The 20,343-nt window shown below is 58.2% G+C and carries 18 protein-coding genes; 13 read left to right on the forward strand and 5 right to left on the reverse strand.

The features are described from left to right. The first annotated feature begins 43 nt into the window (after positions 1 to 43). The gene (locus Q8N04_09935) at positions 44 to 361 is read left to right on the forward strand and encodes a nucleotidyltransferase family protein (GenBank protein ID MDP3090988.1); all 318 of its coding nucleotides are present in this window, start codon (positions 44 to 46) and stop codon (positions 359 to 361) included. A gap of 633 nt (positions 362 to 994) precedes the next feature. On the opposite strand, the gene Q8N04_09940 is transcribed toward Q8N04_09935, so the two are convergent. Then, the gene (locus Q8N04_09940; GenBank protein MDP3090989.1) at positions 995 to 1,537 is read right to left on the reverse strand and encodes a hypothetical protein; all 543 of its coding nucleotides are present in this window, start codon (positions 1,535 to 1,537) and stop codon (positions 995 to 997) included. A 154-nt stretch (positions 1,538 to 1,691) separates the two neighbouring features. Here Q8N04_09940 and Q8N04_09945 point away from each other — a divergent pair, with 154 nt between their 5' ends. Continuing rightward, a complete protein-coding gene (locus tag Q8N04_09945) occupies positions 1,692 to 2,351 on the forward strand; it encodes a hypothetical protein (protein MDP3090990.1) in 660 nt (219 codons plus the stop codon). Between the two features lie 265 nt (positions 2,352 to 2,616). On the opposite strand, the gene Q8N04_09950 is transcribed toward Q8N04_09945, so the two are convergent. After that, a complete protein-coding gene (locus Q8N04_09950) occupies positions 2,617 to 3,030 on the reverse strand; it encodes a PIN domain-containing protein (protein ID MDP3090991.1) in 414 nt (137 codons plus the stop codon). Then, entirely contained in the window at positions 3,017 to 3,238 is a 222-nt protein-coding gene (locus Q8N04_09955) for a type II toxin-antitoxin system VapB family antitoxin (protein MDP3090992.1), read from the reverse strand. Before Q8N04_09955 ends, Q8N04_09950 begins: the two co-directional genes overlap by 14 nt. Positions 3,239 to 3,690: 452 nt before the next feature. Between Q8N04_09955 and Q8N04_09960 the strand changes: the two genes are divergently transcribed. The 11 genes from Q8N04_09960 to sixA all read left to right on the forward strand — a co-directional run bounded on the left by Q8N04_09960 (position 3,691) and on the right by sixA (position 17,897). Then, positions 3,691 to 4,371: a hypothetical protein gene (locus Q8N04_09960; protein MDP3090993.1), complete on the forward strand. Its 681-nt coding sequence runs from the start codon at positions 3,691 to 3,693 to the stop codon at positions 4,369 to 4,371. A 353-nt stretch (positions 4,372 to 4,724) separates the two neighbouring features. After that, the gene (xrtD, locus tag Q8N04_09965) at positions 4,725 to 6,317 is read left to right on the forward strand and encodes a VPLPA-CTERM-specific exosortase XrtD (protein MDP3090994.1); all 1,593 of its coding nucleotides are present in this window, start codon (positions 4,725 to 4,727) and stop codon (positions 6,315 to 6,317) included. A gap of 115 nt (positions 6,318 to 6,432) precedes the next feature. Beyond that, positions 6,433 to 8,067 carry an MraY family glycosyltransferase gene (locus Q8N04_09970; GenBank protein ID MDP3090995.1) on the forward strand — a complete coding sequence of 545 codons (1,635 nt, stop codon included), beginning with the start codon at positions 6,433 to 6,435 and terminating at the stop codon, positions 8,065 to 8,067. A gap of 53 nt (positions 8,068 to 8,120) precedes the next feature. After that, complete coding sequence (locus tag Q8N04_09975; protein ID MDP3090996.1) at positions 8,121 to 10,502, forward strand: tetratricopeptide repeat protein; 2,382 nt, start codon at positions 8,121 to 8,123, stop codon at positions 10,500 to 10,502. Between the two features lie 10 nt (positions 10,503 to 10,512). Further along, positions 10,513 to 11,121: a polysaccharide biosynthesis/export family protein gene (locus Q8N04_09980; protein MDP3090997.1), complete on the forward strand. Its 609-nt coding sequence runs from the start codon at positions 10,513 to 10,515 to the stop codon at positions 11,119 to 11,121. A 56-nt stretch (positions 11,122 to 11,177) separates the two neighbouring features. After that, positions 11,178 to 12,407 carry a hypothetical protein gene (locus Q8N04_09985; protein MDP3090998.1) on the forward strand — a complete coding sequence of 410 codons (1,230 nt, stop codon included), beginning with the start codon at positions 11,178 to 11,180 and terminating at the stop codon, positions 12,405 to 12,407. A 29-nt stretch (positions 12,408 to 12,436) separates the two neighbouring features. Continuing rightward, positions 12,437 to 14,191, forward strand: coding sequence for a hypothetical protein (locus Q8N04_09990; protein ID MDP3090999.1), 1,755 nt, complete (start codon positions 12,437 to 12,439; stop codon positions 14,189 to 14,191). A gap of 26 nt (positions 14,192 to 14,217) precedes the next feature. After that, positions 14,218 to 15,048, forward strand: a complete 831-nt coding sequence (locus tag Q8N04_09995) for a CpsD/CapB family tyrosine-protein kinase (GenBank protein ID MDP3091000.1) — start codon at positions 14,218 to 14,220, stop codon at positions 15,046 to 15,048. A gap of 6 nt (positions 15,049 to 15,054) precedes the next feature. Continuing rightward, a complete protein-coding gene (locus tag Q8N04_10000) occupies positions 15,055 to 16,464 on the forward strand; it encodes an AAA family ATPase (protein MDP3091001.1) in 1,410 nt (469 codons plus the stop codon). Positions 16,465 to 16,569: 105 nt separating this feature from the next. After that, positions 16,570 to 17,289 (forward strand): response regulator transcription factor, encoded by a 720-nt coding sequence (locus tag Q8N04_10005; protein MDP3091002.1) that lies wholly within the window; start codon positions 16,570 to 16,572, stop codon positions 17,287 to 17,289. An 83-nt stretch (positions 17,290 to 17,372) separates the two neighbouring features. Beyond that, positions 17,373 to 17,897, forward strand: coding sequence for a phosphohistidine phosphatase SixA (sixA, locus tag Q8N04_10010; protein MDP3091003.1), 525 nt, complete (start codon positions 17,373 to 17,375; stop codon positions 17,895 to 17,897). A 64-nt stretch (positions 17,898 to 17,961) separates the two neighbouring features. On the opposite strand, the gene Q8N04_10015 is transcribed toward sixA, so the two are convergent. Together Q8N04_10015 and Q8N04_10020 are read right to left on the reverse strand one after the other, a co-directional pair. Next, positions 17,962 to 19,518, reverse strand: coding sequence for a Ppx/GppA phosphatase family protein (locus Q8N04_10015; protein ID MDP3091004.1), 1,557 nt, complete (start codon positions 19,516 to 19,518; stop codon positions 17,962 to 17,964). Positions 19,519 to 19,643: 125 nt separating this feature from the next. Beyond that, positions 19,644 to 20,216 carry an OmpA family protein gene (locus Q8N04_10020; GenBank protein ID MDP3091005.1) on the reverse strand — a complete coding sequence of 191 codons (573 nt, stop codon included), beginning with the start codon at positions 20,214 to 20,216 and terminating at the stop codon, positions 19,644 to 19,646. Between the last annotated feature and the right edge of the window lie 127 nt (positions 20,217 to 20,343).

Here is a 20,343-nt window from a genome sequence, read left to right on the forward strand (position 1 = left end):
CCACAAACCTCCAGCCTCAAGCCGCCGGAGGCGAGAAGAGTCGATGAGTATGCAACCCGCAACTAAACAAGACGTACTGGCCATCCTTCGCGATAACCGCGTTCGACTCAGGTCCTTTGGTGTGCGACGACTGGGACTCTTCGGTTCGTTCGTGAGGGGAGAACAACGCGAGGACAGCGACATCGATTTTCTCGTCGAATTCGAACCCGGCCAAAAGACATTCGATCATTTCATGAACCTCGCTGTCTTGCTGGAGGACCTCTTGCACAGACGGGTTGAGCTCGTGACAACAGACGCGCTCGGTCCCTACATTGGTCCGCATATTATGGGTGAAGTGGAATATGCCGCTCTCGCCGCTTGAGCATCTTCGCCATATATTGGATGAGGCGGATTATCTAGCGGCCCACCTCCAGGGGGTTGGTCGGGAACAGTTCACACGCGATGAGACGTTGAAGCGGGCCTTCGTGCGCAGCCTCGAAATTATAGGAGAAGCGATTAAGAAGGCGCCGCCTTGGGTCACACAGCGTTATCCGGACGTCGATTGGCGATCAGCGGCCGGGATGAGAGATCGCCTGATACACGGCTACTTCGGTATGGATTATGACATCGTAGGGTCGACGTCTGAGCGTAAACTCCCCCAGTCCGATGGTCGATTGTCATTCGCCCATCGAGAAATCACTTCTCAGCTTTCCGCCTCAACCTCTTCCCCAACCCTTCCTCCTCCCTCCAGCTTTACAATCTCCTCCAATCCACGCATTTCGCTAAACGAACTTTTTTCTTGCGCAGCTTTCCCTATTAGGCTATGGTGCCTAGGAACGTCGTGAAGTGAGCTGCTTTATCCCCTACAAGGGTTTCCGGCTTCTTCGTTCGGCAGAGAAAAACTTACATAGCTGGTCTCTCTCCTCAGATACCCCATCAGGGCGTCAGCGCAGAGGCCGCATTACATAGCAACTGCATTGTTTTTTGTGTAACACCGTAAGGAGAACATGATGAATTACCCCAAGAGACTGACTATCCTGGCCGTAATCGCAGCGAGCCTCCTTACGTTTTCATTACCCAGCGCACCGGCCTCGGCCGCGCTTCTACAGTTCTCATTCGAGGGTGCCGTAAACTCTGTCGCTGGTGCACTGCAACCGACGCTTGATAATACCCACAAGCTCTCCGGATTCTTTACTATTGAGTCCACGACTTCCGGAACGCCGGCGGGAGCAAACACTACGCAATACACCAACATCTTTAAGAACATGACCCTCAGCTTAGGCCCGCTCGGAGGGCCGGCTGTCATGACCGCCGCACTCGGGAGCGCAGATAATTCTTTAACCGTGAAGACCACGGGTGGTCCGCTTGTACAGTACACGGCTCTCGGTCCCTTAACCGGATCATCGGTGAATTCCCGCTTCCCCGTGAGCTTTGAATTCGACGGGAATGCAAACACGTCCTCACCCCCGGGAATCGGATCCTTTGTGTCCAACCACTGGCGCATCGTATTCAGTGGGAACGGAAATCCAAAGGTGATCGGGACATTGACCTCCCTCACGGCGGTCCCCTTGCCGGCGGCGGTCGTGCTCTTTGGAGCAGGTTTCGTAGCCTTGGCAGGCCTTGGAGCGGGGAGTCGTCGCCAGCGAACGAGCCAATCGGTCTAAAGCATATAACCGCGCAGGATCATCCATAGAGTAACAAGAGGAGGTATCATGAATAACATCCACTCATCGTTCCGTCAGCTTCTTTCCATCGCCGGCCTGCTGGCCTTGACGGGGATTGCGGCTGCTCCGGCCACGGCCGCGCCCGTCATATTCAATTTCACCGGCGATGTGGATCGCGTAGCACCCAGATTGGCAGCGCAATTTAATACGGGCCAAACGATGTCCGGCACCATGACCGTCAACCCGTCAGGCCCGATTAGCCACCCCGGCACTGGCATCTATACGATCGAAACTTTCAGCCTGAATATCGGCGGGTATACCGCGACAATGGGACCTTCCGGCCAAGTAGAAATCAGAGACAGGTTAAACGGCCTAGACAGACTGAACGTGACAGTAAACGCTCCTATTGGTTCAACTGTGAATCAACTGGCCCCAAGCATATTTGAGATTCAACTTCGCGGGCCTGCAAGTGTGTTTGGCAGCAATGCACTGCCAACGCCGACGACCTCCCCGAGCATCTCTGCTTTCAGCAACTTCAATCAGTGGCGCCTGGTATTTGGGCCTGGGGGAAGAGTAGTTGCGGGAACAGTACTGGCCATGACAGCAGTGCCGTTGCCGGCGGCGGTCGTTTTGTTCGGAGCCGGGCTGGTGGCCTTGGCCGGTCTCGGAGCGGGGAGTTGGCGGCAACGGAAGAACAGCATCGCCTAAACCGCATCAGGGTAGGTTTCATGGAACAGCCGGCGCGAAAGCGCCGGCTGTTCTGTTTCACGCCCCCTCATCTCACCGCACATGTGCATATCTATTGACGATTTGCGCACATTCCATGCCGGTTGTGGCCTGATTCAGGATTGAACCTTCCTCGTAGGCTTCTGCACACAACGGTTCCAAGTCGTCCGACCTCAGCCTTAGCCTCAAGATTCCCATTTAGGGAAGTGGCGAGTGAGGGGTGGAAGTACGCGCCAACCATCCCGACTCAGGATGTGCGGAGATACTTGGTCCAATCGAGAGTCTTCAAGGGAAGAGTCGGTTTCATTGCCTCGAAGTCCGTATCGCAGTGAATCAACGTCACCTCGTGTTTCACCGCGATGGTCGCGATCAGACAATCTGCTGCTGAAGGAGACACGCCGTGTCTTCTGAGACGCCCGGCCAGGTCCCACGCGGTCTCCCACCACTCCTGGTTGAAAGGGAGCCGTGGCACCGGCGCAAACCACTGGAGGAGAGTAGCGGGCTGCTGGGACTTGACCAGCCCTGTCATCAGTTCAAGAAGGATCCACTCCGTGACGGCCGTCTGCCCCTCGACGATCAACGGTTTGAGTCGGGCCTGGATCTCGGCATTCCCCGCCGGACGAAGGGCATGGATCCAGATGGAGCTGTCAACGAGATACATGGGGCGTTCGTTTATGCCGCTGGGAGCGGAGTTGGCCCGGCGTCAGGTCGAGCGGAATGGTGCCCAGCGCATTGGCTAACTTCTCCAGCTGGCTGCGCTGAATGACCGTGCGAAGACTCGCCTCCACCGTGCCTTTGATCGTATCTGTGCCTAGCATCTTCTGTGCTTCACGTAAGAGTTGCTGATCAATCTCAACCGTGGTCTTCATATCGACGTCCCTCCGTTCCCAGGCGATGACTGCCCATACATTAACCTGCACCTATATGGGTGTCAATTGAAGAAATACCCATATCAAAGCGTGATAACTTTCAGAAATAAAGCACGCGACGGCCGCATCCGGATATCGAGCAAGAAGCCAAGCTTCGACCTCCCCTGCCCCCTCCTTACGAAGGAGGGGAATCGTTGAGATTCGCAGACAGAGACGCGTGAGAGGATATCACCGCACATGTGCATAGTCATTGTCGATCTGCGTACATTCCGTGCCGGTTGTGGCCTGATTCAGAATTGCACCCTCCTCGTAGGCTTCTGCACACAACGGTTCCAAGCGGCTCATTTTCACCCTCTGCATTTCCAATACGTTAGCTCCTTCCAGCGATGGCCTGGCTCTTGCTGAACCCCCTGGCTGTGCGCATGTACCACCTCTACAAGGAGTCTGACTTTATGCAGAAGAACAAACAGTCGACGATCAAAGGGCTTTTCCTGCCGGCGATCGCGCTGTGTTCCCTGGTCCTCTCAGGGAACGTGGCTCAAGCAGCGCTGGTGAGCTATTCCTTCACAGGAGGAGTCAGCAGCATCAGCGGAGCGCTGCTCTCGCCCACGATGAACCTGACTTCACCCGTGACCGGATCGTTCCAATTCGACAATGCCACGGGCGGGGGAAGCGGCAATTATCCCGGCGCCGTGAAAGCTATGACTGTCGCCATCGGCGGCTATAGCTCGTCGTTCGCCCCCGGGGCCAATGCTGTCACCATTTCTCAGAGCGGCAATCTGGGCGGCGGACTCACCGGAGACCGTTGGAAGCTCGTGACTGCGGCGATGGGCCTGCCGGTGAACGGCTATACCCCGCTCAGCTTCGATCTCCATCTGGATCGGGAAGGCGGCGGGTTGTTCGGCAATACCACCCTGCAAAATCCGCCGAGTTTGAGCTCCCTCACGGCCACCAGATGGCGCCTCATCTTTGAGAACGCCGACGGGCACATCGTGACGGTGCGCGGTGCGATCAACAGCCTGACCGCCGTGCCGTTGCCGGCCGCTGTGTTCCTCTTTGGAGCGGGGCTCATCTCGCTGGTCGGTCTCGGTGCAGGAGGCTTAAGAAACCTCCGCGGCACTCAGCAGGCCTAGGCTCACAGCCATGAGCACAGATATGGGCTTGGCGCCCCGTCACAGGGATACGCCAAGCCCTTTGTCTATCCGAAGCAGGCTCGAGGTTGAAGGCGGGGAATGGCTTGAGGCAAAGATGGTCGAGCCGGATTGGGCAAGTCATTCCAACCTTCAGCCTCAACTCTTCAGCTATGCAGGCGAATGGTTGCATTGAATCACTGCTGATCGTTGCTACAACCCATGACCGTGAGGCTACGTAAATGCCCCATACAATTCTAGTAAGAAGGTTGCCTTACTACGGTCAATCTGGTATCCAGATACATATCCTCTACGCGGTCACTCTGCTGTAGATCCATCACATCGGGCGCATCGTTATGAGCAGCAAGCTTTTACTAGGCTTCAGCGGAGTTCTTGCCACAGTTTCACTGGGCTACCTCTACTTTGAGAGCCTGGTGTTTCTGTTCAGCCATTGGATCGGCAGCGACGACTACAGCCACGGCATGTTCGTTCCTTTCATCAGCCTCTTTCTCATCTGGCAATCGCGGCACCGCATCGCTGCCGCGGGCATCGCCGGTTCGTGGTGGGGCATGGCCATTGTCATCGCGGGGCTCTTCCTCTATCTGGCCGGGGAACTCGCCACGCTCTATGTGCTCCAGCACTTCTCCCTCTGGATTGTGCTCGTGGGACTCGTGATCGGCGGGATCGGCCTTCAGGCCAGTCGTACGATCGCCTTTCCTCTTGGCTATTTGCTGACCAGTATTCCGCTGCCCACGTTCTTATACGCCGGTCTGTCGAGCCAACTGCAGTTGTGGTCATCGGCGCTCGGGGTCGGCTGTCTGCAACTCGTCGGCGTCACGGCTTTCCGTGAAGGGAATGTGATCGATCTGGGCCCGGTGCAGCTCCAAGTCGTGGAGGCCTGCAGCGGAATCCGCTACCTGCTCCCCCTGACCTCGCTGGCCTTGCTCTGCGCCTATCTGTTCAAGGACCGGATGTGGAAACGCGTCATCCTGGTCCTCTCGTCGATCCCGATCTCGATCCTGGTGAACGGGTTTCGCATCGGCATGATCGGCGTCCTCGTCGAATGGTACGGGCAGGAGGCATCCGAAGGCTTCGCCCATCTCTTCGAGGGCTGGGTCCTGTTCATGGCGAGTCTTGGCCTGCTGATTCTGGAAATGTGGATCCTGACCAGAATCGGATCGGATGGTCGATCCGTATCTCTTCAAGACCGATTCACGTGGAGTGCAGACACGGTTGAGGTTAGAGGTATGAGGTCTGAGGCAACTGCCTCTAACCTTCAGCCTTATACCTCCAACACTGTATTGCTCGGACCCGCCTACCTCTTCAGCGTGGCGCTCTTGATTCCCGCGGCATTCGCCTCCTCCTTCCTCGGCCAGAGAGTAGAAGTTCCGCCTGACAGAGCGTTGTTCGTCGATTTCCCTATGCACATCGAAGAATGGACCGGCACATCCTTGTCGCTGGAGCAGCAGTACATCGACGCGCTGCGGTTCGACGACTACGTGTTGGCGGAATATCGCCATGGCGGCAGCCAGCCGGTGACGTTCTACTCGGCCTACTACCGATCGCAACGAAAAGGGCAATCGGCCCATTCTCCGCAGAGCTGCCTCCCCGGCGGCGGATGGGAAATCTCCTCGATCACAAACTTGGCGTTCGCTCCGGTGCCCGGCATGGCGCAGCAGCTCCATGCCAACCGCGCCGTCATCGAGAAGGGCAATCAGAAACAAATCGTCCTGTACTGGTTTAAACAGCGGGACCGCATTCTCACCAGCGAGTACCTGGTGAAATTCTATTTATTCTGGGATGCCCTCCTGCGCGCGCGAACCGACGGAGCGCTGGTGCGTATCGCCTCTCTTGTCGGGCCGGGCGAAACCGAAGAGCTCGTCGATCAACGGATGCGGCAGTTCGTATCAGCCCTGCAACCCGAGTTGAACCGGTATGTGCCTGACTAAGGCAGGGCAAGAGGCTAGAGGTGAGAGGCGCGAGGTAGTTGCCTCGGACCTATAACCTCACGCGTGTTAGCTATGACGGTTGACGAATGACCATTGACGATTTACGAGTTCACCGATGACGAGCGAACTATTTTTCAGCTTCATGACCTCGCTGCTCATTTGCATGGCGCTGATCCCGCCGTTGCGGATGCTGGCCGAGCGGTTTCATTTCATGGATCAACCGGGCGAACGCAAGGTACATCACCATCCGGTCCCCAGAGTGGGGGGCATTGCCTTCGCGCTCGGGGCCTGCGCCAGCATTGCCTGGTGGGCGCCGAAGGATATCACCACACTGTCGGTGCTCCTGGGCGGATTGATCATCCTGGGATTCGGCGTCTGGGACGACCGGGTGAATCTGGGCTACCGCGTTAAACTGGCAGGACAAATCCTCGCCGCCCTCGCGGTCATCCTCATCGGAGGCATCCGTTTCGAGAGCCTGCCGTTCCTGCTCGACGCGGATCTCACGCTGTGGGTCAGCATCCCCGTCACGATTCTCTTCCTTGCGGCGGTCTCAAACGCCGTCAATCTGACCGACGGCCTCGACGGATTGGCCGGGGGACTGTCTTTCCTCACGCTCTGCGGAATCGCGTATCTTGCACATCTCTCGAACGACTCGCTGGTGCTCTTGCTGGCCGTTCCCTTCATGGGAGGGCTTCTGGGCTTCCTGCGATACAACACCTATCCGGCCAGAATTTTCATGGGAGACGGCGGCAGCCAACTGCTCGGATTCATGATGGGAGTCCTGGCGATTCTTCTGACCGACTCGGCCAGGGGCCCATTCAGCGCTTCTCTCTCGCTCTTTCTGCTGGGCTTGCCGTTTCTGGATACTCTGGGGGTCTCGGCGCAACGGTTGTCCGAAGGACGATCGCCGTTCGTCGGAGACCGCACCCATATTCACCATAAACTCATGGCGATGGGCCTGCGCCACTACGAAGCCGTCACGGCCATTTATGGCATCCAGGGGCTCATGGTGGCATCGGCCTATTTCCTGCGCTGGCAATCGGATATCTTGATCATCCCCCTGTACCTCGGACTGGCCGGCATCGTCCTGGCTCTGTTTATCGCCGCAGGCCGGGGCTTCTTTGCCAAACCGGCTCCGGAGGGGGCGCTGGTCCGTTCCGAGCAATGGCTCGAAGAAGTCCTGAATCGTCACTGGCTCCATGATTTGCCCATTCGCTTCCTGGCCATCGTAGTCCCTCTGTTTCTGATTGCGACGGTGTTTCTTCCGGCCGAGGTCCCGCACGATATCGGCTACCTGTCGACCGGACTGTTTCTCCTCGTCCTGCTCGGGCTCGCATTCATTCCCCGGCTGGCGCCCTATTTTGTGCGCGGAGGGCTCTATCTCGGCAGCACCTGCCTGCTGTATGTCAGCGACGCCTCCTGGTTGAAGGCGGTGTTTCCTATTCCCGCGACCTATCATCTCCTGTTCGGCGCCATGGCGATCATGGTCCTGCTGACCATGCGCTTCGACAGCCAAAGCCGGTTCCAGACCACTCCTCTGGACTACCTGATGGTCTGCCTCGCCGTCGTTTTCCCGTTCCTTCCGGAACTCCATGCGGACATCTCGTCACTCGGTCTGTTCGCAGGTAAACTGATCGTGCTGTTTTTTTCCTTTGAGTTGCTCCTCCACGCATTTTCTGATCGAGTCAAGCAACTCGGGCTGGTCTCCCTCTGGGTACTGTTCGGCTTGGGGATCAAAATGTGGCTGTGAGCGAAGGCAAACCGTTGGAGGTTAGGGGAAGCGCGCAACACAAAGGTAACACCATGAACTACAGAAACATCATCATCGTGATTGTGGCGGTCGGCCTCGTCGCCTGCGGCGGGCCGGAAGAGCGCAAGGCCAAGTACCGGGCCAAGGCTCAAGACTATCTCACGGCCGGGAACTATCCGAAGGCGCGGGTGGCCTTGCGCAATGTGCTGAAGATCGACCCGAAAGACGCCGATGCCTACTTCCTCTTTGCGCAAGTCGAGGAAAAGGAAAAGAACTGGCGCAACGCCGTGGGTCTTTATCAGGAAGTGATCGAACTCGTTCCCACCCACAGCGCCGCGCTGATTACCCTGGCCAAGTATTATCTGGAAGCCCGTCTGAGCGACCAGGTGGTCGCGACCGCCGACAAAGTTCTCGCAAACGATCCCCGGAATCCACAAGCCCAGGCACTGAAAATCGCCGTCCTGGCGCTGGAGGGATCGCTGCCGGAGGCCACCCTCAAAGGGGAAGCCCTCGCCAAGGAGTTTCCCACAGAGCCGGACGTCGCGATCCTGCTGGCGACGCTCTATGGCCAGCAACGGCGAACTGCGGATGCCGTCGCCGTTCTTCGGCCGGCGTTGGATGCCCATCCGAAGGACATGGATCTCCTCAATAATTTGAATGCGATTCTGCTCCAGGCCAAGGATCTCGCCGGCGCGGAATCTGTGGCCCGCCGCATGATCGATGCAGAACCGACGGTGTTCGATCACCGGTTGAGACTGGCCCGGCTCTACGACGGACAGGGTGCCCCCGAGAAGGCGGAGACCGTCTTGCGCGAGGCGATCGCGCTCGACCCACAGAGTGAAGAGCGCCGGCTTCTGCTGGCCGATTTTCTCCAGACCAGGAAGAACGCTCGCGCTGCGGAGCAGGTGCTCCTGGACGCGGCGAGCCACTTGTCCCATTCGACTAAACTTCGCTTCGGCCTGGCGGAGTTCTATCTCAAGAACGGACAGGAGCCTCAGGCCCGCGAACAATATCAAGCCCTGATCAAAGAGCATAAGGACAAGGCGGCCGGTTTGGACGCCACGGTTAAGCTGGCAGAGCTGGACCTGTATGCAGGAAAACAGGTGGACGCGAGCCGGCAAATCACAGAAGTCTTGAAGATCAATCCTCGATCGACCGAGGCGTTGGTGCTCTCCGGACGCATGGCCCTGGCAAAACGCAACGGCAAAGACGCCGTGCAGGCCTTCCGAACTGTCTTGCACGACCAGCCTGAATTGGCGACCGTCCATTTTCTGCTCGGTCAGTCCTATCAGATCACCGGAGAGATCAACCTGGCGAAGGAAAGTTTCGAACGGGCAGTCGCCCTCTATCCGGGACAGGTGGATGCCCGCCGCTCTCTGGCCGCGCTCGAAAGTCAGAGCGGCAGACCTCAGCAGGCCCGCGCCAGGCTCGACGACCTCTTGAAGCAACGGCCCGACGACCTGGCTGCGCTCGACATGCTGATGAACCTCGATCTTGTGACGAAAAATTGGACTGACGCAGAACGCACGCTCGAACGGCTCAAGTCCGTTTCCAAGGACAGCGTCGTCGCGGCTATGGCAGAAGGCCGGCTGCGGGAGGCGCAGGGACAGCTCGATCAGGCCGGTATGGCCTATGAGCGGGCGACCGCGCTGGTTCCGAACGAGCCGGAGCCGCTCCTGTCGCTCATCAAGCTGGATATCGCGCAAGGCCATACCGCCAAGACCAGAGCCCGGCTGGAAACGCTGGTGGCCGCGCAACCGAATCATTTGTTCGGCCACGGCCTACTGGGCGAAGTCCTCGCCATGACCGGCCACCCCAACGAAGCCGACAGCCAGTTCAAAGAAGCGACCAGGGTCAACTCCCAGTGGATCACGCCCTGGCTCGATTGGGGAAGCCTCTGGCTCGCCCAGAAGCAGCCGGATCAGGCGGTCCAGGTCATCCAGGCCGGTCTGACGGCCAACCAGGACAGCGAAGAGTTATACATGCTGCTGGCCTTGGCCCATACAGCCCAGGGGCAGATCGATCCGGCCATCGCGGCCTACGATGGAGCATTGCGCTTGAATCCTCGCAACGTACTGGCGGCGAACAATCTCGCGGTGATGCTCGTCGATTCCAAAGGGGACCCTCAGAGTTTGCAAAAGGCCTTCGCGTTGAGCCGCGACTTCGAAAAAGACGCGCCGCACCCGCTCTTTCTGGATACGCTGGGATGGGTGCGTCTCAAGATGGGACAGCAGGAAGAGGCGTTGCGGATCATGAAGGATGCCGTCACGAAAGCCCCGGATGTCCCGACGCTGAACTATCATCTTGGAATGGCCTACTTCCAGACGGGCAAGACATCCGAAGCCAGGACCTACCTCGCCAAGGCACTGAAGAGCACTGAATCGTTCCAGGGGAGACAGGAAGCGGAACAGATCCTGTCTCAGATGAAAGGGTAGGAGACGACGTATGTTTGACCATCATTTGCTTTTGCAATACCTGAGGCCACTCGCGATGATCGGCATCGTGATAATCGAATCACTGTTGATTGGATCGCCCGCCATGGCTGCGCCGCCGGTTGTGCCTCAAGTCGATCCCGGGTATCGCCTCGGAGCGGAAGATGTCATGCTGATTTCGGTCTGGAAGGATGAGCAGCTGACGCGAGAAGTCGTGGTTCGTCCCGACGGTATGTTCTCGTTTCCTCTAGTCGGGGATATCCAGGCCGAGGACCGGACGGTAGAGGAGATTCGGACAGATCTAGTCAAACGACTGGTCAAATATATCCCGAACCCGAATGTGTCCGTCGCAGTCATGAAGGTGCTCAGCTACAAGATCTATGTCGTCGGACGGGTCAACAAGCCGGGAGAATACCTGATCGGCCACTATACCGATGTTCTGCAAGCATTGAGTCTGGCTGGAGGGCTGACGCCCTTCGCCGCGGAAAACGACATCAAGGTGATCCGGCGGGTGAGGGGACAGCAGCAGGTCTTCCCGGTGCGCTACGGCGATCTCCGCAAGGGGCAGGACCTGGAGCAGAATATTCTCCTCCAACGCGGCGACACCGTGATGGTGCCGTAGGACTATGTTGAAACGGCACACTAGCATTGTCGTGAAGGTCTAGGTTGAGGCTCAGGTTGCAAGCTTTGCGCTCCTCTTCACTCAGCCTTAACCTCAGCCTCGGCCTTCTTGGGAAGCTGCTTCTTGCTGTGTTGTTCTATGCCGTGCTGCCAACAGGGATCTGGGCCGCAGAGTGGTCGATACTTCCGTCCATCGGAGTCAAAGGCGTGTACAACGACAACCTGCTTCTCACTCCGCTGCCGCACGATGAGACCTATGGGTACTGGATCTCGCCGGCAGCCGAATTTGCCGGAAAAACAGAACGGCTGGAAGTGAGCGGCAAAGTGGCTGCGGATTTCGTCACATATTATGGAGGCGAGGAGACGACTTTTACGAATATCTTCCTGCCTCTCTCGATGCGCTATAAGACGGAAAAGGACCTTCTGGGGTTTACCGGCGGCTTTACCCGTGATAACACATTGATGAGCGAACTTCTGACGACCGGAGTTGTGGTGCGATTTACGCAACGGAACCAATGGAATGCCAATCCAACATGGACCAGGAGCTTAACCGAGAAATTATCGTTGCAGTCCTCCTTTCAGTTTTCCGACACCACTTATGAAAGTGGTCTTCGTCTCGGCTTAGTGAACTATCAGCTCTTGGGTGGGTCCGGCGGCTTGCTGTATCAAGTCACCGAGCAGGATCAGGTGCAATTGGCAGGGATCTACACGAGTTTCAATACGACAAACGCTCCGTTCGGCTTCCGCGCAACATTTCCTGGAGCAATGATGACTGTGACTCACGCCTTCACGGAGTCTCTCACTGGCACCGCATTCGGCGGGCCTCGATTTATCGGCTCGACGACTCAGGGACCAGCCGGGGATCTCAAGGCTAAAGAAACGGTATGGGTCTATGGCGCGAGCCTCACAAGACAATTCGAGAGCGGCTCTATCCAGCTCAACGTAGCCCGCGATATCATTCCCAGCGGGTTCGGCTTGCTGATCCAAACCGACCGGGTGACACTCTCCGGTTCCTACAAGGTTTCTGAGACCCTCCTGGCCTCGCTGGATGCCAACGGATATCTTGTCACTGGCGCGACGCAGAGATCATCGGGAGGCTCGTTTCCCGAACAGCGGTATGCTTCTTTATCTCCAAAACTGGCCTGGAAGTTTCTCGAATGGTGGAGGCTCGAAGCCTCCTATACCTACGGCTGGCGAGATGTGGAAAACTTCCTAACCCCGGCGACGTCCAACGCCGCGATGCTGATGTTGACCTATTATCCACCGAAACTCGCGCTTTCAAACTGAGCGAACTGATTATGGGACCTCAATCTCACATGACCTCAACTGATTCCACACAAAGCCTTCAGGACTATGTTGCGGTCTTTGCCCGGCGCAGGACGCTCATTCTGACAACGGGGGGAATTCTATTGCTCCTCAGCCTCGCAGCCGCATTCCTCTGGCCGCCGACCTACAAGTCCATGGCTACGATTCTGATTGAGGAGCAGGAGATTCCGACCGACCTTGTTCGATCGACCATTACCAGTTATGCCGACCAGCGCATCGAGACCATCAAACAGCAGGTCATGAGCCGCACGACGCTTTGGAAAGTCGTCGAGCAATTCAACCTCTATCCGGAACAGCGCGAGGCCAGTCCGGCCGAAGAAGTCGTCAAGCGCTTCATCAAGGATATCCAGGTGGAAGTGATCAGCGCCGACGTGGTCGACAAGCGCACTCAACATGCCACCAAGGCTACCATTGCCTTCACCGTCGCCTACCAGAGCAAGTCTCCAGACCTTGCGCAAAAGGTGGCGAACGAGCTGACGAGTTTGTTCCTTGGACAGAATCTCAAGAGCCGCGAACGGCAAGCCCAGGAGGCCACGTCGTTTCTCCAACAGGAAGCCGATAATCTCGCCAAACATATCGGTGAGATCGACGACAAAATCGCGGCATTCAAACAACGGGCGCAAGGCGCTCTGCCGGAGCTGATGCAGCTCAATCAACAGCTCATGAATCAATCCGACCGGGAATTGATGGATGTCGACCAGCAGATCCGCACGCTCGAGGAGCGCAAGAATTATCTGGAGGGCGAGCTGGCCACGATCAAGCCGAACAGCCCGATGATTTCTGCCAGCGGCGAACGCATTTTAGACTCAGCCGATCGCCTCCGGGCCCTCCGTGCGGAATATGCGGGCGCTTCGGGCAATCTGGCCCCAGACCATCCCGATATTGTGAAGATGAAACAGGAAATTGAGGCTCTGGAGAAAGAGACCGGCCACCTTCCCGAGGTCGAGGAGGCCTCGAAACAACTCGTCGATGCCCGGGCCTCGCTCGCAACTATTTCAGAGCGACTGGGCAATGAACATCCGGACGTGGTGCAGGCCAGGCGGCGCATCGCGGCTCTTGAGCAGGAAGTACGGAAGCTCAGGGCTGTACCGCCGCGCAAGAACCCGATGCAGCGGCCGGAGAACCCTGCCTATATCAACCTCCAGGCACAACTGAACTCCGCCACGTCTTCCCTGGATGCGCTTCGCAAAACTAAAGCCGATGTGAAGCAACGCCTCCAATCCTATGCGACGCGTTTGGAAAAGACACCGGAACTCGAGCCGGAATATCTCGTCTTGATTCGGGACCGGGACACCTCAGGTCAGAAGTATCAGGACATTCGCTCCAGGCTATTAGAGGCCAAGGTATCGGAGGGCTTGGAAGTGCAGCGCAAGGGCGAACGATTCTCGCTCATCGATCCGCCCAGCCTTCCGGAGAAGCCGGATAAACCCAATCGCCTTGCGATCGTGCTGCTCGGCTTCATCCTGGCCGTCGGCGGGGGACTCGGATCGGGCGCTGCGGCGGAATCGCTGGACCATTCTATCCGCACACCGGAACAGCTCGCGCAACTGACTCACATGTTCCCGTTGGCCGTGGTGCCCTTCATGCCCAACGAGCAGGATCTCTCGAAGGCCGTCAAACGCCGGCGGCTTGTCAGGGGAGCCGGCGTCGGCGCATTGGCGATGATCCTGTTGCTGCTGCATGCGTTCGTCGTGCCGCTCGATGTGCTCTGGTTTGCAGCCCTTAGGCGATTTGGCATAGAGTAAGTCATTGACGTGTTGTAGGAGATCCCATGGACCGATTTCGCACTGCGGTACAACTGTATAAGGACCAACAGAGCGGGTCTTCCAATCAGACTCCCGGAGGACGATCCGGCGGCCCTCAAGCGGTGCCGCCTCCGATTGTCTATACCAGAACCAAATCGCTGGATGTCCCTCTTTCGGTCCTCCGCCAGCGGCGCGTCATGGCGGCCTACGACAAAGGCCCCTTCGTCGACGCGTTCAAGATCCTCCGCACGCAGGTGATGCACCGGCTCCGTGAAAAGGGCTGGAACGTGCTCGGGATCACGAGTCCCGGCGACGGCGAAGGCAAGACGCTCACAGCGGTGAATCTGGCTATCAGTCTGGCCATGGAATCCACACAGACCGTCTTGCTGGTCGATGCCAACCTGCGCAATCCCAGCATCCATGACGTCTTCGGATTGAAGGACTGCGCCGGTCTGGCCGATTATCTTCTCGATGACGTGCCCGTCGAAAATCTACTGGTCCATCCAGGAATCGGCCGGTTCGTGCTGCTCCCAGGAGGAAGGGCGATTCAGAATTCCACCGAAATCCTGACATCCCCGAAGATGCTGGCGCTGGTCGAGGAATTCAAACACCGCTATCCCTCGCGGATTGTGATCTTCGACTTGCCTCCGCTGTTGCAGACCGCCGATGTGCTGGCCTTTGCTCCCTATACCGATGCGCTGCTTCTGGTGGTGGAAGAAGGAAAGACCTCCGCAGAAGATGTTCAACGGGCATTCTCACTGGTGAAGGACTCGCGGCCGGTGCTTGGCACCGTCCTCAATAAGGCCGGACAACTGGCCGCCACACCGGCGACCATGAGAAAGCTCTTGGGGAACTAACGGGTTATGTACGAAACTTTTTACAATCTTCGCGCCAAGCCCTTCGCGCTCCTTCCGGATAGCGACTTTCTCTATGCCGGGTCGGTGCATCGGGCCGCCTATGGCCTGCTGGAATACGGCATCCTTAGCCAGGCCCCGTTCATGGTCCTCACCGGCGACCCCGGCATGGGCAAAACCTCGCTGTTGCAAAAACTCATCGCCGAACACGGGCAGAAACATTCGATCGGGCTCATCACCAACGCGCGCTACGACATTGAGCATCTGTTACCCTGGATTCTGCTCTCCCTCGGGCTGAGCACCAAGCAACTCGATCCGGTCGAGGCCTATCACGTCTTCACGCAATTCCTGGTACAAGAGTCGAAACAACACCGCCGGGTCATCCTTATTGTCGATGAAGCGCAAAGTCTCGGCGTCGAGCTGCTCGAAGAACTTCGACTGCTGTCCAATCTCAACGACGGCAAAATCCTAAAGTTGCAGATAATTCTGTCCGGCCAGCCTGACCTTCATGCGCTGCTCCAGCGGATCGACATGACGCAGTTCGCCCAGCGTATCGTCGTAGACTATCATCTCGAACCGCTCACCGAAACGGAAACGGGGCATTGCATTCGCCACCGGTTGCGGGTCGCCGGCGGATCTCCCTCGCTCTTCACGAACAAGTCCTGCGCTCTCATTCATCGGCTGACGAAGGGCAATCCTCGCCTCATCAATCAAGTCTGCGAGATCGCCCTGACTTACGGATTTGCCGAACAGGCGAGAGTGATCACGTCCAAGCTGGTTGCGCAGGCGGCGCTGGACCGGAGCAAAGGCGGTATTCTGCCGCTCGCGGGACGTGAGGAGCTGGCTGTTCTGGCGGCCGCGCCCGAAGATACGACCGAGATCGATGCCGCCATCCCCCAACCCAAGGCCGCCCCCCAGGCAGCGGATCTGCCTCGCACCGCCTCCAAAGAGCAGAATTCCGAGGCCCTGTATCAGGACGGGTTGCGCATGAAAAATGAGAACCGTCTTGAGGAGGCCATGGCCCTCTTCGAAGAGGCGAGCAAGAATCCCGCGTTGTGGCTGAAAGCCCACGCTCAAATCGGCATCTGCTGCAGAACCATGGGGAACTTGCGGGCAGCCATCCAAGCCTTCCGCGTCGCCCTGAACGATTCCTCAGCCTCGCCCAAAGAAATCCTCGATGTGCAATACATGCTCGCTCGGTCGCTCCAATCCTCCCTCCAGAATAAGGAAGCGCTGACAGTCTATCGCCAACTCGCGCGCACCCAGCCGGATTATCGCGATGTTGCCGGCCGGATCAAACAGCTGGCCGCTTCCACCGCCGGACGGACGAACGGCGGTCCCAAACCAGGCACCTCCGACTCCTGGGTCAGCCAGGCTTTCGACAGCCTCCATCGCTTGATCGGCACGCACCGGCCCTGACCGCCAGGCAGGCCGTTCGAGGTTTGAGGCAACACCCTCCAACAGTTTTCTCCAGCTCAAGATTTTCTCCGTTCCTGCCGATAGACATAGGACACGAGCACATCTATGAGCCTTGAAGTCATCCAAATCATCGAAGCCGATCAAGACCAGGCCCGGGCTGTCGACCAGGTTCTCCGCAAGGCCTCGTTTCGCACCAATATTGCCTTTGACGGACCGACCGGGATTCAGGATATCTGGAAGAACCGGCCCGCCTTAGTCGTGCTGGATCTCATGGTGCCGGGTATCGGCGGCAAAGACTTGTGCCGGCGGCTGCGCGAGGATCCGCAAACAAAATCGATGGGCATCATTCTCGTCACAGCCGTGACCTCGGAAGACTCGCGTGTGGCGGGGCTGGAAAGCGGAGCCGATGATATTCTGACGAAGCCGTACAGCCCTCGCGAGCTGGTTGCTCGGGTGCATGCCGTGCTGCGGCGCCTCGCCGCCAGCATGCCGGAAAATCTCGACGATCTCGATGATGATCTCGCACTCGACGCCACCCAATACGTCGCCACCTTCCGGGGACGCCAGCTGGTCCTGACCAAGCCGGAATGGCAAAGCCTGCTGCGTTTGGCCAAGACAACGGGGAAGGTGGTGCCGCGAGAGGAACTCCGCAGTCTGTTGTGGGGCGACGATACCCTCTCCCACGACCGGGAGCTGGATCAACTCGTCGCTTCGCTCAATCAGAAACTTGCAACCCGAGACGGCGGCGCGGCCCTCATTGTCAAGGTCGCCGAAACCGGCTACCGGCTTCTCAGAAAAGAGCAGGCCCTACCTCTCAGCGCCTGATCGGCCACACAACACCCGCGCTCATTCGTTCACACTACTCCACAATTATGCTAGCGTACTTCCTGCACCAAGGAGGTTCGTGCATGGATTGTCTGTTGATGCGGCATGGCATCGCTGTCGAAACGGCGGAATGGTCCGACCTTGACGAGACCCGTCCCTTGACCGATGAAGGCAAGAAGAAAGTCCGCCAGGCGGCCAAAGGCCTCGCCGCAATGGGACTCGCGCCCACGCACCTCTTCACCAGCCCCCTCACCAGGGCCAGGGAAACCGCCGCGATCGTCAATGCCATTCTCTGTCCTTCCCTCACGATATCCTTGTGCAAGGCCTTGGAACCGGGATCCACGCCTCAATTCCTGACGACCTTCCTTCGGACGCTTCCGGATCGCGCCGTCGTCCTCTGTGTCGGACACGAACCGCTGCTGGGGGCAATGGGCGGTTATCTGCTCAGCGGGGAGGCGTCACGGAATTATCCGATGAAGAAGGCCGGGGCTGGAATGATTCATCTGCCCGGGCCGGCGCGAGCAGGGGAGGGGCTGCTCCATTGGTGGTGCACCCCGACACAGCTCCGCGCGCTGGGACACTTCAAGAAGGAGAAGGATAAAGAATGATCCGGACAGCGCGGTCAGGCCGGCTGCGTTCTCGAAGACCCTTGGCGAGAGGAAAAGGCTCCCGTCATGACTTCTCTGCTTCCTGCGGCACTTCGCTAAACTGCACGCGCCGTCGAAAAACCTGCTCAAGCAAATCCGTCCGCTGCGAGGCCGACCAGATCTCCATCGCCGCATCGCCGCTGACCGTGGCCACGATCGTCAACAAGGTCGGGGCGATCTTCACATCCACCGTCTGCACGGCAGAGAAATGCGTCCGGTCCAACGCATCGGCCACCCGCAGAAGGGCCGACAGGATCCGGACCGTCCGTTTGAGCTTCACGGACAAATCGGCATAGCCCTCGTGCTTGGCTGCCGGCATGGACCGGCGGTGATAGCGCGCAATGTTGGCCACGACTTCGATTTCTTCCGCCGTCAATCCGCCGATGTCGCTGTTCTTGATCAGATAGTAGGCATGTTTATGATGCTGCCTCGGATTGATCAGATAGCCGATATCATGCAACACCGCGGCATACTCCAGCCAGCTGCGCTCCACGTCACCCAGCTGGTGCAAGCGCTTCGTTTGATCGAACAGCTTCAGCGCCAGACCGGCCACGTGCAGGGAATGCACCTCGGGGACTTGGCAACGTCGCGCCAATCCGATCACATTGCGTCGCCGGACATCCGGAATCTCGCGCTCCGCCTTCAGCCCGTCGCGATGCCGGTCGATGAAATCGTAGATCACCCCTTCACGAATGGCCTTATCGCAGATCGTCATCTCGTCGGCGCCGGATAATTCCAACAGACGACGCAAGACCACCACCGCGGGAAACAGCGTATCCACCCGTTTCGGATCGAGCCCGGGAATGCCCAATCGCGCTTTGACGGACGACTTGCTGAGTTCGGCCTCGACCAGTCGCAGATCTTTCAGCCGCACCTTCGCCAAGTTAAGCTGCGGCAACGGCCGGCCGGTCTGTCGCATATGGACAATCTCCGCCACATTGCCGGCCATGCCGGACGTGGCGACCACGGCCTCGAACTTTTTCGCCTTGAATGTATCGAGAGCACCCTTCAAGGCCATCGAGACGGCCTCGTTCAACTGCTTGACCATGGCTTCGGTGGGCGGGGTTTTCGTCACATATTGATCGGACATGCGAATCGCGCCGAGCCTCAGGCTCTTGGCATGTTGTAACCCGTCGCGCGTCCCGACGATGAGCTCAACCGATCCCCCGCCCACATCCACCACCAGCGTCGGCTTTTGAGATAACGCCATGCTGTGACGGACGCCGAGAAAAATCAGCCGGGCTTCTTCAATCCCACTGATCACGCGAATCTTGATGCCGGTCTGTTCCTCGACCAGATCGACGAAATCGCCTCCGTTCTTCACCTCACGCACGGCGCTGGTCGCCACGGCGGTAATCCGCTCAAACCCCTTGTTCTTCGCCAATGTCACCAGCGTCTTCAACACACCGACCCCGCGGCCGATGGCTTCATCGGAGAGTCGCTTCGCGGCGAAGGCCCCATTGCCCAACCGGGTCATGTCTTTGAATCGGTCCAGAATCTTGTAACTGGCGTCGGGCAGTATTTCAGCCAGCACCATATGAATGGAGTTGGTTCCGATATCAATGACGGCAAGTTTGGCCATGGAAGAGCCCCTCAGGACGCACAAAAGCGTGGCAGGTTCGACGACAGGATTCCCTGCGCCATCACATGACATCAGAGATTGCGGATGGACCAGACGGGATGGCCGAACAACGCGCCTGTGCGAAACTACTCTTTCACCACAAAGTGGACACTGCGGTTTTTCTGCCAGCATTCCTGCTGATGCTCAAAACAGAGCGGACGATCTTTCCCGTAACTGGTCGTGCGCAAGTCGATGTCGAGCCCCAGCTGCTTGAGATAGGAACGCACCGCCTTCGCCCGACGCTCACCCAGGACCAAGTTGTAGGCAGAGGTCCCCATTTCATCCCCGCGCCCTTCGAGGAGAACCCGCTTGGTCCCCTCGTCCGTCAGTTTTTTCGCATTGGCATCTAAAATCGGCAAGGCATCGAGCCGGAGCGTGGCTCGATCAAAGTCAAATAAAACATCCGGGAGGATGCTACGTTCGGCGCCGGTCGCATTTCTGGCGGATAGCTCGGCGCGCATGCCGGGACTCGTGCGCGTGACCGGAGTGCCCGGCTCGCGCGGAGTGCGCTCGCGGATGGCCGGTTCGGGAATCCGCTCTTCACTGGCAATCAATTCATCGCCTGTCCCGTAGACAGACTTGGTGGCGCACCCCGATGCGCCAATGGTCAGCAACAGTGCAAGGCAGCCCGGTATGAGTCGATGTAATGGCGTGTACATAAGATCGCCTCCTTCCATTCGTATTCTTCCGCACGCTGTTCAGAAAACCCGTCCGGCAAGGCCGCCGCAAGCGCAGAGACGAGGCGCTTCGGCGAAGGCAGGGAACGCCGGTGATGGACTTTCTCAA

The sequence above is a fragment of the Nitrospira sp. genome, from assembly GCA_030692565.1.
Taxonomy (GTDB): domain Bacteria; phylum Nitrospirota; class Nitrospiria; order Nitrospirales; family Nitrospiraceae; genus Nitrospira_D.

What these genes read in the sequence shown, in the direction of transcription:
- Q8N04_09935 (MDP3090988.1), top strand. Translation starts at nt 44, where the DNA reads ATGAGTATGCAACCCGCAACTAAACAAGACGTACTGGCCATCCTTCGC.
- Q8N04_09945 (MDP3090990.1), top strand. Translation starts at nt 1,692, where the DNA reads ATGAATAACATCCACTCATCGTTCCGTCAGCTTCTTTCCATCGCCGGC.
- Q8N04_09950 (MDP3090991.1), bottom strand. Translation starts at nt 3,030, where the DNA reads ATGTATCTCGTTGACAGCTCCATCTGGATCCATGCCCTTCGTCCGGCG.
- Q8N04_09955 (MDP3090992.1), bottom strand. Translation starts at nt 3,238, where the DNA reads ATGAAGACCACGGTTGAGATTGATCAGCAACTCTTACGTGAAGCACAG.
- Q8N04_09960 (MDP3090993.1), top strand. Translation starts at nt 3,691, where the DNA reads ATGCAGAAGAACAAACAGTCGACGATCAAAGGGCTTTTCCTGCCGGCG.
- xrtD (MDP3090994.1), top strand. Translation starts at nt 4,725, where the DNA reads ATGAGCAGCAAGCTTTTACTAGGCTTCAGCGGAGTTCTTGCCACAGTT.
- Q8N04_09970 (MDP3090995.1), top strand. Translation starts at nt 6,433, where the DNA reads ATGACGAGCGAACTATTTTTCAGCTTCATGACCTCGCTGCTCATTTGC.
- Q8N04_09975 (MDP3090996.1), top strand. Translation starts at nt 8,121, where the DNA reads ATGAACTACAGAAACATCATCATCGTGATTGTGGCGGTCGGCCTCGTC.
- Q8N04_09980 (MDP3090997.1), top strand. Translation starts at nt 10,513, where the DNA reads ATGTTTGACCATCATTTGCTTTTGCAATACCTGAGGCCACTCGCGATG.
- Q8N04_09990 (MDP3090999.1), top strand. Translation starts at nt 12,437, where the DNA reads ATGACCTCAACTGATTCCACACAAAGCCTTCAGGACTATGTTGCGGTC.
- Q8N04_09995 (MDP3091000.1), top strand. Translation starts at nt 14,218, where the DNA reads ATGGACCGATTTCGCACTGCGGTACAACTGTATAAGGACCAACAGAGC.
- Q8N04_10000 (MDP3091001.1), top strand. Translation starts at nt 15,055, where the DNA reads ATGTACGAAACTTTTTACAATCTTCGCGCCAAGCCCTTCGCGCTCCTT.
- Q8N04_10005 (MDP3091002.1), top strand. Translation starts at nt 16,570, where the DNA reads ATGAGCCTTGAAGTCATCCAAATCATCGAAGCCGATCAAGACCAGGCC.
- sixA (MDP3091003.1), top strand. Translation starts at nt 17,373, where the DNA reads ATGGATTGTCTGTTGATGCGGCATGGCATCGCTGTCGAAACGGCGGAA.
- Q8N04_10015 (MDP3091004.1), bottom strand. Translation starts at nt 19,518, where the DNA reads ATGGCCAAACTTGCCGTCATTGATATCGGAACCAACTCCATTCATATG.
- Q8N04_10020 (MDP3091005.1), bottom strand. Translation starts at nt 20,216, where the DNA reads ATGTACACGCCATTACATCGACTCATACCGGGCTGCCTTGCACTGTTG.